The sequence below is a fragment of the Wolbachia endosymbiont (group A) of Cephus spinipes genome (genome assembly GCF_964026895.1).
In the GTDB taxonomy this organism is placed as follows: Bacteria; Pseudomonadota; Alphaproteobacteria; order Rickettsiales; family Anaplasmataceae; genus Wolbachia; species Wolbachia pipientis.
Map to the genome: position 1 here is coordinate 1,018,782 of NZ_OZ034713.1, position 12,346 is coordinate 1,031,127.

11 protein-coding genes are annotated in these 12,346 nt (G+C 33.8%); 4 read left to right on the forward strand and 7 right to left on the reverse strand.

The genetic code is table 11. The features are described from left to right. Positions 1-75 precede the first annotated feature (75 nt). Positions 76-1,311, reverse strand: coding sequence for a hypothetical protein (locus tag AAGD59_RS04785; protein ID WP_265027957.1), 1,236 nt, complete (start codon positions 1,309-1,311; stop codon positions 76-78). A gap of 699 nt (positions 1,312-2,010) precedes the next feature. On the opposite strand from AAGD59_RS04785, the gene AAGD59_RS04790 reads away from it, so the two are divergent. Both AAGD59_RS04790 and AAGD59_RS04795 read left to right on the forward strand, forming a co-directional pair. Next, the gene (locus AAGD59_RS04790) at positions 2,011-2,859 is read left to right on the forward strand and encodes an ankyrin repeat domain-containing protein (protein ID WP_015589133.1); all 849 of its coding nucleotides are present in this window, start codon (positions 2,011-2,013) and stop codon (positions 2,857-2,859) included. A 211-nt stretch (positions 2,860-3,070) separates the two neighbouring features. Continuing rightward, positions 3,071-5,800, forward strand: a complete 2,730-nt coding sequence (locus AAGD59_RS04795) for an ankyrin repeat domain-containing protein (protein ID WP_265027847.1) — start codon at positions 3,071-3,073, stop codon at positions 5,798-5,800. 371 nt (positions 5,801-6,171) lie between these two features. Here the strand turns inward: AAGD59_RS04795 and AAGD59_RS04800 are convergent, their stop codons facing one another. From AAGD59_RS04800 to AAGD59_RS04810, 4 genes are all read right to left on the reverse strand, one after another. Then, the gene (locus tag AAGD59_RS04800; protein WP_081600759.1) at positions 6,172-6,336 is read right to left on the reverse strand and encodes an IS3 family transposase; all 165 of its coding nucleotides are present in this window, start codon (positions 6,334-6,336) and stop codon (positions 6,172-6,174) included. 238 nt (positions 6,337-6,574) lie between these two features. Then, positions 6,575-6,916, reverse strand: a complete 342-nt coding sequence (locus AAGD59_RS07005) for an IS3 family transposase (RefSeq protein WP_095866567.1) — start codon at positions 6,914-6,916, stop codon at positions 6,575-6,577. A 21-nt stretch (positions 6,917-6,937) separates the two neighbouring features. Further along, complete coding sequence (locus AAGD59_RS04805; protein ID WP_039964423.1) at positions 6,938-7,222, reverse strand: transposase; 285 nt, start codon at positions 7,220-7,222, stop codon at positions 6,938-6,940. 142 nt (positions 7,223-7,364) lie between these two features. After that, positions 7,365-8,885, reverse strand: coding sequence for an HlyD family type I secretion periplasmic adaptor subunit (locus AAGD59_RS04810; RefSeq protein WP_174516815.1), 1,521 nt, complete (start codon positions 8,883-8,885; stop codon positions 7,365-7,367). Positions 8,886-9,151: 266 nt separating this feature from the next. Here AAGD59_RS04810 and fabG point away from each other — a divergent pair, with 266 nt between their 5' ends. Both fabG and AAGD59_RS04820 read left to right on the forward strand, forming a co-directional pair. Continuing rightward, complete coding sequence (fabG, locus tag AAGD59_RS04815; RefSeq protein WP_015589136.1) at positions 9,152-9,886, forward strand: 3-oxoacyl-[acyl-carrier-protein] reductase; 735 nt, start codon at positions 9,152-9,154, stop codon at positions 9,884-9,886. A gap of 95 nt (positions 9,887-9,981) precedes the next feature. Next, positions 9,982-10,317: a TrbC/VirB2 family protein gene (locus AAGD59_RS04820; RefSeq protein ID WP_007550269.1), complete on the forward strand. Its 336-nt coding sequence runs from the start codon at positions 9,982-9,984 to the stop codon at positions 10,315-10,317. 27 nt (positions 10,318-10,344) lie between these two features. Here the strand turns inward: AAGD59_RS04820 and AAGD59_RS04825 are convergent, their stop codons facing one another. Next, entirely contained in the window at positions 10,345-11,625 is a 1,281-nt protein-coding gene (locus AAGD59_RS04825) for a M48 family metalloprotease (RefSeq protein WP_012673175.1), read from the reverse strand. A 71-nt stretch (positions 11,626-11,696) separates the two neighbouring features. Beyond that, a complete protein-coding gene (gene ribB, locus AAGD59_RS04830) occupies positions 11,697-12,341 on the reverse strand; it encodes a 3,4-dihydroxy-2-butanone-4-phosphate synthase (RefSeq protein ID WP_007549343.1) in 645 nt (214 codons plus the stop codon). Positions 12,342-12,346 lie beyond the last annotated feature (5 nt).

Genomic DNA, 12,346 nt, shown 5'->3' on the forward strand with positions numbered 1-12,346 from the left:
AACTTTTACTCTTACCTAAACTCTTTGCACACTTTCGTTTAAGTCTAAGTAACTGAATTTCCTAAAACAGAAACACTACACTTTGCTTACAACATCAGTCACCTCCTGCTGTATAGTTTCTACATCTAATAATGAACTTGGTAACTGACTATCACCTCTACCATCCAATTGCTTGTTTCTGACTCTAGTGAATACCTCATATTCTGACTTATTGAGTTCCATAATAGATTGCATTTGCTCTTGATTAAGAGAGTTAACGATTTCAGACAATATTTCAACAGCTTTGTTTTCCTTAATGAGAAAAACAACCAAATCTCTGGTTGATGAGAGTTGTTCGCTTAACTTATTTAAATAGTGTTGTCTATGAACTTCAAAGCCAGGACGATTCCACATAGAGGTAAGCATATTACTACCAGACTTAATAAAACTATCATCTGGCATGGAAACAATTGAGTCTAACGCTGCAAACATTAACGTAGAATACTTATCACGGGATAAATATTCTGGATTCAAACGCTCAAACAGCTTTTTGGCATTTTCAAAAAAATAATTTCCTTTTAATGTATTTAAGGTATAGTAATAACTATTTTTTCTAAAATCTCTTTTCAATAATTCAGGGTATTTGTCTTCATGAAGGTGACGTAGACAAAAGTCAACCATGCCAACATTATCAGCAGAAAAATGTCCTTTATTATATGCTGCTTCCATTAATAAATCTTCTTTCCTTTCCAAGGATACGGAATCAATTGATTGTAACTTATTCCAAAAGAACTCCAAGGCTTCTACGTGCTTTTCTATCATTGCACATCTAAAAGCATAAACGCATGGATGCTCATTATTTAGCTTTAACTGATGTTCCTGGTTATTCATAGCATGTGACCAGTAGATCATTAAAGCTCCATCATCAAGCTTTCTCACTAAATTCTTCCATGATTCATCACTTTGTTCTGATTTAAATTCTTCGAAAATAGCTTTTATCTCTTCTTCAAAGCAACACCAACAAGCAATCCTATAGCGATCAAAGCGACTGAGGAGAATTTTTTGCCCATCTTCAGCTTTTAATGTTAACAACTTTTTCCCAACAGTATATCTATTGAGTTTAACTTGACCTGAAGCACCTTCTACTTCCCAACAAGTTTCATTTTCTAAAATTTTCTTAAGAAAAGGTGGTATTATTGTTCCATCCCATCTACGCAGCAATGTCTGATATGCAATACAATACCTCTTAATCTCTAACCCTTTAAACCCTTTATGAGGATCATCCTCTTTGATGGAAGTTAGTAATACTCTTTGTACATTTTCGTAATCCATACTTACCCCTAACAAGATTTAATATATTTTAGGCATGTTGCTCTACCTTTAAAACTTTGTCAATTACTATTTTAGAAAAATTTTCTAACCCAAAATAACTTTCGATAAAAGCCTCTTAACAGGCTCAATACATAGCCTTTTATTACTTTTAAATTCTGTTTTATCATAAGCTTGTCTTAATTATTCTTCTGCAAGCAAATTAATATTAATTTAGCAACACATATTGCTAGTAACTTAAACAATATAACTATCTCCAGCGTTCAAAACCAAGGGCGGTGAGAACATTTTTCTTTGGGATGCGTTGGTCTACCGCTTAAACCGTTTGAACTTTTCTTTATAATAATTTTACTATACCGTAAAACCAGCTATATTAGCCTACTTTTGCCATATTTAGATATAAACTAATACACCTAACTTTATTGCAACAATTTTACGTTTTTATTTTTATAACGCCGCTTTTATTTAAATTATTCTCACAAATATACTTACTTTTTTGCGTTTTTGGGGAAAGTCAATAATTAAAAATTTTGTGATGCTGAAGAAAGGCATGTTTCTATTGAATTGCACAAATATGCTCCTTCTACCGATCAAGCAGAGCAACTAAAACAATCGCTCGTAATTTTCAGGAAGACATATAAAATTCTTGACTTTTGTATCAGGCATATAATGATTAAAGCGGTTTTAAGCTAAGGTAAAATTATGAATTTAAGTGAGTTGCAAGAGATATTAAGAGCAATAATACAAGATGGTGTAGATGAGAGTAATGTTATTGATAGAATAGAAAATCAGCTAAAAGAACAAGATTTTGACATAATATTTTCCGATATGGATGTAAAGACTACTTTACTGCATGTAGCTGCTTCCATGGATCGCTTAAGAATAGTTGAATATCTTGTAGGTAAAAAAAATGTTGCTATTGATTTACAAGACAAGGATGATCATACTCCCCTACACAGTGCTGTTCGCAAGAATAATTTCAGTATAGTTGAATATCTTATAAAAAATCATGCTGATCCTAATGCAAAGAACAATCACGGCTTTACTCCTTTGTACTTTGCTGCCTTTAAGGGTTACTTAGACATAGTTAAACATCTTGTAAAAAACGGAGCTACTCTTGATCTACAAGACAAGGATGGTGATACTCCTTTATATGCTGCTGCTTCAGAGGGTTACTTAGATATAGTTGAATGTCTTATAAAAAAAGGAGCTAATCCGAATATGAAGAACTATCGTGGCACTACCCCCTTACATGCTGCTGCTAAAGGTGGTTACTTAGACATAGTTAAATATCTTGTAGAAAATGGAGCTGACGTTGATGCAGTGGATGTTAACAAAAAAACTCCTTCAGATATCGTTGATGAGTATAGTCATCCAGGTGTAGTTGAGTTTCTTAATAAAAAGCGTGTTGCTTCTGATGCAAACAATAATGTTCCTTCACAGGCTGCTAAAAGAACTAAACTGGATAAAGTGCAAGAAGATAATATTGAGTTACTTATAACATCCATTTCAAAATTAGGTCGGACTGGAGGTATCACTAATAAGATGTAGCATTAAAGCCTAGTAATAGGCTAAGCGAGTCCAACGTAAGTAGGCAACATCCACTGATACATCTTGACAGTAGATGGGTTTTTGTATAGCTAATTGTGTTTAGTGACAAATTAAATATGGAAGAGCTAAAAAAATGTGGTTGTGAGACAAGTGCTGCTAGGTGTAGTGGTAAGAGCTAAATATAAACAATTCAATAGCATAGGGTAGAAATATGATACATTATAAGTGGTTAGAAATATTAAGTGCAATAAATTCTGACAATGATTTAAATAGGGATAACATAATTGAAAAAATAAAAGAGAAGTTAAAAGCAATAGATCCAACCACGTATAAAGAGTGGAAAAATTTTAATTTTAATGTGAATTATTGGATAAACAATTGCGCAGAGAGATGTACTCTATTGCATATCGCTGCTGGAAATGGTTATATAAAGGCAGTGAAGACTCTATTGGAAATAGGTGCAAAGGTCAATGCAGTAGATCTAGATAGGATGACTCCGTTACACTTAGCTGCCGAAGGAGGTCATGCAGAGGTAGTAAAAATCTTAATAAACGCAGATGCAAAGGTCAATGCAGTAGATCTAGACAGGGTGACTCCGTTACACTTAGCTGCCGAAGAAGGTCACGCAGAGGTAGTAAAAATCTTAATAAACGCAGATGCAAAGGTTAATGAAGTGGATAGAATGAAGCGTACTCCATTGCATATGGCTGCTAAAAATGGTCATATAAAGACAATGGATGCTCTATTAGAAAAAGGTGCAGAAATTAATATAATAGATAAAAAGGGGTTGACGCCATTATTTCTTGCTGCCGAAAATGGTCATAAAGAAGCAGTATGTGCTTTAATGGAAAAGGGAGTAGATTTTTTATTGGGAAATAAAAATAGAATCCTAAAGTACTTAGAAAAACTAACCAAAAGTGATAATTTAAAACAGTTTCGAAAAGAGCAAAGGGATGATGAATATGAATCACTTAAATACTCATTGCTATGTCGTGATGATCATTCTTTAGTTGATATTGTTGGAGGAGATATATTCAATAGCTTAATGCATATACGGCTTGCTGGCATATCTGGTCTAACACCAAGTCAAAGAGAATTAAATAAAGAATTATTCAGTATCCTCCAAGCATACCTGTCTTTTAGTGATGAAGGTGATTATAATGAACATGGTTATATTGTGAGACTTAGAAATTTTTTACAAGACAATGGAGATAATCAAGATCTAGAAAAAGTCCTTAATCTTAGAAGAGGAGAATCTAAATTAACAGTATTACACATAATATCAAGTATAGCTGGGGTAGAAAAAGAATATGACGATTCTGTAGCTTTACTTTTGAAGGCAGGAGCTAACCCTAATGTAAAGGATGATAGAGGAAAGACACCCTTGCATTATGCTACTGGACCTAATAGTATAGCTTCTCTTATGGAAAAAGGAACTAATCTTAATGAGCAGGATAATGAAGGAAAAACACCCTTACATTGTATTGCAAGCACTGATTACAATGATCTCATCTCTTCACTTCTGGATAGTGGAGCTAGATCTGATATATGTGATAAACAAGGAAAGACCCCACTAGACATAGCAATTGATAATTGTAACTACTATGCTGAAGGTTATCTTTTAACTGAGGATCACAAAAGGTTGCAGCAAGAATTAGACTGTATTCTTGGTGGTGTTGACAAAGATAACCCTCCTTCTCTAAGTAAAGGTCTTACTGTATTAGAAAAGTTTTTGAATGAACGCAAGGGTACTCAAGACTTAAAGAGAGTTTTAAGCCTTCATAACAATAAAGGGAAGTTACGAATCTTTCAATATATCAGAGATGTTTTTCATAGTGATGAAACTTGTTGTAAAGAAGCAGAAAGATTGTTGCTGGCAGCAGGAATAAAAGATTTCAAAGGGTTAGATAGTGAAAAGCATCTGCTTAAATCTAGGACTCTATGGGATAATTTAATACTAGACCAGCAGGCAAAGTTAGAAGTGTTTTTAGATGAAGTAGGTAAAGCGCAAAACATGAATCAATTAGAACAAGTTGTAAACGAAGCTATAAAGTCTGGAATAAGGTTTAATTTTCCTCATCAAGGAAAGCTATATGGAAAGATGTATGAAGATAAGTATAACTTTATGGATTGTGTGATGAAAAGAATAAAAGAGATTAGTGAATTAGAAAAGAACTCCAAGGTTGCTAGTGATATAATATGTAAATTAGTATCAAAAGGAGCGGTGTGGTATGTTGTAGATAGTATGTATGTGCTCAATACACTGGAATTAGAATTTGAAGATCATGAAACTAATATGATAAAAGCTCATGGAAGTTGTGCAAATCTTACTCTCAAGTTTATGGAAGTTGTTAGAGGTGCAACTAATGGTAAGTTAAAAGATGCAAAAATGGACAACTCTACTTTCTACTTAGAGTATTCAGAGGATAGCATAATAGATGTCGCAAAGATAACAGATGGGGCAAGGAGCTTAGGGTTAACTCAAGGAAAAATAGAATACGGAAGAGATATAGTAAAGATCGGTAAAAGTGAGGTAGAAATTATAACGGAAAATGGCATAAGGCATTACACTAATCTTGCAGACAATAGTAATATAGTGTTAACTTTCTCTACTAGTTTAGGAGAATTAGAAGTTAATTTGTACCCTGACAAGCAAGATAAAATAATAGTAGAAGTTAGTAACAAAAAGGAAATACTGGAAAAGTTCAAAAATTGTAAAGAAGAATTAGGTGAGAATTGCTCGCTTGGTGGATATTGGGTCTACGATGCTATTAAACAGGGATATTTTGAAAGGTCTGGAAAACTTTGTCAATCTTTTGAAACAATTAGTCTATCTAAAAAAGTCTCAGAAGGAGTCAAAGCAGCGGTAAAAGGTTTAAAGTGTGGTGATATAGTGAGTTCTTCATCCAGTAATATATTTTCTCCAAAAGCGATTATGTAGGAAGGTAAAGCAAGAGTACCAGGAGCATGAACTCAAAGTTGCTTAGGGTCAAGTTTTGAGTATTTTACTAAAATAGCTTTAACATTTTTTGGGGAATGTTTTAAATCCTATGGTGATGTTAAGTTAATAGCTTAAGAGATATTCTAAAGGAGTTATCTTATTTAAAAAATTACTTGGACGCTTATAGTTTTTTGAGCATAGCCTTTCATGTTAGATTCAAAGAAGACTGAATAGGCTGCTCCACACTTTCTACTTTCTCGAGCTTGGTGTTGGGCTTAAAGGTATTGACCTTACCCAGAAAAAGTGGAGAGAAAGTTTGGAATGTTTTTCACAAAGAGAATGATGAATCAAAATGCTCAAGAATGCAATAGTTAATAGTGACGTTGTTTGTTATAAAAAATTTCTATGTATTCAAATATTGCAGTTCTAGTTTGTTGAGCAGAGTGTTGTGAAGTATCAATAAGTATTTCTCTTTTCAATGAGCTAAAGAAGCTTTCTGCAACAGAATTGTCGTAACAACAGCCTTTATGACTCATCTATGTTTTTTATGGATAAGAGATATTGATAACCTTGCAAAGTATATTGTGAACCTTGATCACTATGTAATAGTAGATTTTTGGCAGGTTTACGCTTGTTAACGTCCATTAATAAAGAGTCCATAACCAATTGTTTATTTATTGAACTGCTCATTAACTACCATGCGTGAATATAGATCGATTATTGTTGCCAAATATAGCCATCCTTCTTTGGTTTTTATATAAGTAATCCCATACTTTATTTGGTTGATCGACAATAAAGTTTTGGTCTAATATATTGGGAGCTACTGTCCGTTTGTTGTTTCTTAATTTTAAATTTTCTTCTCAATATAGCCTGAATACCATTTTTCTGCATAATACTTTGCACTGTTTTTAAGTTGCAACTTTTACCCAAAGCCTTTAATTCAGCATGAATTTTAGGAGCTCCATATCTACATTTAGAAGCTTGATATATTTTTTGAATATCTGCTAATAACTCTTTATTTGCTGATTCTCTACTGCTTATTTTCCTTGTAGTCCACTTATAGTAGCCACTAGCAGAAAACCCTACATAATTCCTGCACTTTATAGTGTTTACTATGCTCTTTTATGAAAAAATATTTTACTCTTTTTGACTGGCCAGGGCTTTTTTTAAAATGTCTCTTTCTCTTGTTACTTTTGCTAACTCTTTCTGTAAATCAAATCTCTCTTTGTCATAAGGTGCTACATCTGGAAATGCATTTGCCGCTGACTTTTTTTCGTTATATTTCTTCATCCATTTTCCTAATACACTATCCCTTATTCCTAGATCTCTTGCTACTTTTGCAACTGGTTGACCTACCTTTCTTTGTTCATTTGTCAGCTTAACAGCTTCCAATTTGAATTCTGCCGTATATTCTCTTGCCATTTCTAATCCTCCAAAATTTTATTTTACCCGAAAAAACTCCTTTCTTTCTCTCCACTTTTTCTGGGTAAGGTCAAGAAGCCTATTGTCTAATTATGTACCTAAATTTTATTACGGCACTTTCACTACTACTTTAACGAGTGAGCTACCTTTCTATAAAAGACCTATCGACTGTTGCAATTATAGGCGTAAACAAGAATGATAAAAGAGTACGAGATTGAGTAACTATGTACACTTCTGCTGGCATACCAGGGTATAGGTATACGTTTTTAAACTGAGCAAGCTCTGGTTTTGGTATCACTACACGTACTGAATAATAACGCCCTAGCCTTGGATCATCAAGGGCATCGGGAGAAATATTGCTTACTATACCATTAATTAAACTTAAACGACGTGCACTGTAAGCACTTAAACGAACTTTAACCTTTAGCCCTTCTAGCCCATCAATAGAGACTATGTTGCTATCTTTCTTTTGTGCTGACAGTATCTCTTCTATGTTTCTGGTCTGAATTTTAGCATCTATTATTAGGTCATCATCCGATGGCACTACGCTCATGATCGGAACTCCAGATTGTATAACACCACCTTCAGTATGGTATCTTATATCTGTGACTATCCCATCTTGAGGCGATTTAATTATTGTACGTGCTAATGAATCTTCAGCAACCATCAGTCTCTCTTTCAAGTCTGCAATAGACGTACTAACTTCCTTAAGTTCAGCGTTTGCTCTTTCTTGAGAATCATTTCTCACGTTTATAATTTCTAATTCGTTCTCTCCAATTTTTTGCTGCACTTGAGATATTGCAGAACGGTAATGTCCAACTCTGCCTTCAATTTCAGCAAACTGCTTTTCTAAAGCTAAAATGTGTGGTTTGCTTATATGGCCACTATCAAGTAATTGTCTTTTTGTTTCCAACTCCTCAGTTATCAAGTCATATTGCTTATGAGCTGCATTTAGTTGAAAGTTTAGCCCCGCTAATTCATCATTTAACTGCTTTATACGTTGTTGCAGTATGTCTGTTTTTCCCAATATGCTCTTTCTCTGAGAGTTGAACAACTTTACTTGATTCTTTATCGCTTTATTTACAAGTTCATCGTGAGATAATTTTTTAACCTCATCAGGAAACTCGAGCGTGTCCAAATCTACTCTGATTGCAAGAAGCCTTGCTTCTGTTGCTAAAAATGATAAGAGCTTCTCTTTGATGATACTTAAATTCGCCTTCTCGTTAACATCACTCAACAAAACTAGAGGCTCATCTTTTTTAACTGCTTGACCCTCTTTTACTAAAATTTTGCTTATTATTCCTCCACCCAAGTGTTGAACTATTTTTCTATTTGAAGATACAATAACTTCTCCACTTGCATGCACCGCACCGTCAATTGGAGCTATAGCCGACCAAATACCACCTATCCCAAAAAAGATGAGTATTACTACCAGACCAAAAAATAGTGGTCCCCACGTTACTTTCAGGACTTCATTTACGTTATTACTTTCGCGTTTTAAAATAAAATTTATCACTGCATCAATCAATGCAAACGTCTTATCCAAAAATTTTGGGTACTTCTTCTTTTTATTTTTTGCTCCTTGCATATTTATATTATCACCATGGCCAATCAAGCCTGTCAAAGAAAATCCAGCGCTAAGCTTTTTTAACTTACTTATCATAATACTACTGTGAATTTGTGTTAACTCAAGATAACACACAAAAACAAAGAATCTATAATTTAAGCATTCCATTTAGACTGTAGAGCACCAGAATAAACTATTTAGTAACAATTCCTGCATCAACTATGTTTTTAAAATTTTTTGACGTTTAACTTTATTATAACTTTTTCTTTATTTTGTGAATATCTGAGTTACTTATATTATGTAAGAAATCTATTGCCAACTAGTCAATATTCTGTTAGGAATTAAGATAATATAAAGTTATTATGCTTAAATTGGAAAGCAGAAAGTTCCTGATTACTGGCGCATCAGGCGGAATAGGGCAAGCAATTGTAAAAATTATGCACAAAGCCGGAGCAACTTTATGTATTTCTGGCACAAAAAAAGAAGTGCTCGAAGAAGTTGCTAAACAATATGAAAAAAACATGCATGTACTCCCTTGTGATTTATCAAATGCTGAGGAAGTAAATCAACTAATAAATAGAGCAAGTGAGCTGATGGAAGGCTTTGACGGGCTCGTATGCAATGCGGGTATTACGCGAGACAGTTTATTATTGAGAATGACAGATGAAGCATGGCAGAAAGTAATTGATATTAACTTGAGCTCTACATTTAAGCTGAGTAGAGAAGCATGCAGAAAACTAATTAAGAATAATTGGGGAAGAATTATAAATATTTCCTCAATAATAGGGCTGACAGGAAACGCCGGGCAAGCAAATTATGCGGCGTCTAAAGCTGGAATAATAGCTATGAGCAAATCCATAGCAAAAGAAGTTGCAAGTCGTAATATAACAGTAAATTGTATTGCTCCTGGGTTTATAGATACTAAAATGACTGAAGTTTTAAATGAAGGACAAAAGGGAAAAATATTAGATAATATTCCAATGAAAAGAATGGGAACAGGGGAAGAAATAGCAGCAGGGGTCTTGTTTTTAGCAAGTGATGAAGCAAAATATATAACAGGGCATGTGCTTAACATTAATGGTGGGTTATTTATGTAGCAACACTTATGTATGGACAAATTATAATTTTTACTTTAAAATAAAAATATGTGTAGGTTTAGGTTTGCGTTAATTTATTATTTAGAGGCAAAAAAATGAGCTCTATAATAGGATTTTTTGGTGTTTTGTGTGTAGTATTGCTTTTCTCTTTCTCAGGTTATGCAGATAACCCTGGTGTTGATATGGATGACACAACTAAAGTAATATGCAATATTATTGGTTATGTTTGGGGGATAGGCGGTCCACTTATGACGGTAGTAATAATTGGTGCAGCTTTGCTTGCAATATTTGGCAGGATGCCGTGGCCAGCCCTCTTTGCTCTTGGCATGTTCTGTGGTGTATTTTTTGGCGCTAAAACTATCATAACGAAAATTATGCCCAACGTAAGCGATGAAGCAAAAACTATGTTGGAAAAGTGTGGACAAAAATAATCCAAAAAGTGCAGAAATGCTTTTTTGTTATCCATTAAACCGCTTCATATCTTCAACTTGCAACAAATAAGGGCTATCTTTTGGTAGAGTTTTAACAGCTAACTCAGCGTATTTCATAAATTGCTTTAAATCACCTTCAATACAAGCCTTTTTTGTCAAGGCAAAATAATGCATTGCCGTATCAGCTTCACATTTATATGCAATGCTTAAATATTTCCAGACAAAAGCGTTATTTGGTTCTACATTCAAAATCTGCTCCAGGTAAAAAATCGCCTTTTTTGCATCACCGTGTAATAATAAAGTATGAGATAATGCAAGTTTCACTAAATAACTGTTTTTCTCAGATAAATACCTAAGCGATTCCTCATACATTTTTATTGCTTCACTTAAATTTCCGGCCTTGTATAGCATTTCTGCTTTTAATTCATATAGGTATGGATCACTGTGTGATTCTTGAATCAATGAGTTAACTTTAGCAATAGCCTCTTCTATCTTTCCTTGCCTATAGCAAACTATAGCATTTACATACTCAGAATTATCTTCATATTTATTAGATAACACATGAATAGGAGCAAAGAAAGAGTCTAGCTTTGCAACCACACGCTCAAACTTTAGTAACTTATCCGCAAAAATTGGTTTTACGTTGTTTTTAACCTTATAATTTTGTACAGCAAATATGCGTTTCTCACTAAGTGGGTGAGTGCGGAAATATTCCTCGGTGTTCTCATGCTCAATACTTTTAAAATAATCAAAAATCTCTTTCATACCTGAATTATCATAGCCAGATTCATCAAGATACCTTAAAGCATAGCTATCTGCTACACTTTCTTGCTCTTGAGAATAGTTAAAAAATAGCCTTGAACTAAACGCTACACCACTAAGCAAAATTGCACCAGCAACCTGAGGGTTAATGATAATACTAGAAACTAATCCTACCATATAACTAATCATTGCTATCGATTGAAAATAACCCATAGCACTACTCATTTGCAATATATGACCAGCAGATATGTGAGCAATCTCATGTGCTAATATACCAAGCAGGACATAAGGTTTAGCCGAATATTGTAAAAGTCCTAAATGAATGAAAATACTGTTATTGTTAATTACAAAAGCATTAATCGAATTGTCATTAATTATAAAAACTTTTATTTGCTCATGATCAATATCCGCAGCAGAAAATAAAGGTTGCGCTAGCTCTTTCACTATTGCTTCCACTTCACTATCTCTAATAATGTTAATAGAGTAAGCATTATTACAATATGCAAAAAAGAACAATAAGGTCAAAAACTTAGCAACTCTAAACATGAAAATTCTGTGCTTGTATAATTTATAGAAATCCTATATTTTAACACTTAAATTATACAAATTTATAAACGCTAGTTTAAATTTTTAACGTAACTGATAAGTTTGTCGATGGTAGTTAACTTAATTTTATGTTGTTCAGCAAATTTAAGTAACTGAGGTAAGCGCATCATAGAGCCATCATCATTCACTAATTCACAAATAACTGCTGAATGATCAAACCCTACTAACTTCGCCATTTCAACACTCGCTTCAGTATGACCAGCACGTTGTGCCACCCCACCTTTATGTGCAATTACAGGAAAAACATGACCTGGAGTTATGATGTCATCCTGAGTACCATCCTTGTTGATAGCAGCATGTATAGTTTTCGTTCTATCCTCTGCTGAAACACCGGTTGTAATGCCATAACGTGCATCAATTGATGTAGTAAATGCGGTATGATTTTCACCAATATTTTTCTTTTCCATGAAATTAAGGCCCAACCTTTTCATGTGAAATTTAGTCATTGCTAAGCAAACAACCCCTGTACCGTACCTAACCATAAAAGCCATATGTTCCGGCTTTATTTTCTCAGCTAAGACAATCAAATCGCCTTCATTTTCTCTATTTTCATCATCAACTAAAATGAATAATTTACCGGAACGAGCATCCTCTAATACATCTTCCACAGAAGAAATACCTGGTAGACTCATTGAAGCATAAGTGGCCTGTACCATAATAA

What these genes read in the sequence shown, in the direction of transcription:
- AAGD59_RS04785 (WP_265027957.1), bottom strand. Translation starts at nt 1,311, where the DNA reads ATGGATTACGAAAATGTACAAAGAGTATTACTAACTTCCATCAAAGAG.
- AAGD59_RS04790 (WP_015589133.1), top strand. Translation starts at nt 2,011, where the DNA reads ATGAATTTAAGTGAGTTGCAAGAGATATTAAGAGCAATAATACAAGAT.
- AAGD59_RS04795 (WP_265027847.1), top strand. Translation starts at nt 3,071, where the DNA reads ATGATACATTATAAGTGGTTAGAAATATTAAGTGCAATAAATTCTGAC.
- AAGD59_RS04800 (WP_081600759.1), bottom strand. Translation starts at nt 6,336, where the DNA reads ATGAGTCATAAAGGCTGTTGTTACGACAATTCTGTTGCAGAAAGCTTC.
- AAGD59_RS04805 (WP_039964423.1), bottom strand. Translation starts at nt 7,222, where the DNA reads ATGGCAAGAGAATATACGGCAGAATTCAAATTGGAAGCTGTTAAGCTG.
- AAGD59_RS04810 (WP_174516815.1), bottom strand. Translation starts at nt 8,885, where the DNA reads ATGATAAGTAAGTTAAAAAAGCTTAGCGCTGGATTTTCTTTGACAGGC.
- fabG (WP_015589136.1), top strand. Translation starts at nt 9,152, where the DNA reads ATGCTTAAATTGGAAAGCAGAAAGTTCCTGATTACTGGCGCATCAGGC.
- AAGD59_RS04820 (WP_007550269.1), top strand. Translation starts at nt 9,982, where the DNA reads ATGAGCTCTATAATAGGATTTTTTGGTGTTTTGTGTGTAGTATTGCTT.
- AAGD59_RS04825 (WP_012673175.1), bottom strand. Translation starts at nt 11,625, where the DNA reads ATGTTTAGAGTTGCTAAGTTTTTGACCTTATTGTTCTTTTTTGCATAT.
- ribB (WP_007549343.1), bottom strand. Translation starts at nt 12,341, where the DNA reads ATGGTACAGGCCACTTATGCTTCAATGAGTCTACCAGGTATTTCTTCT.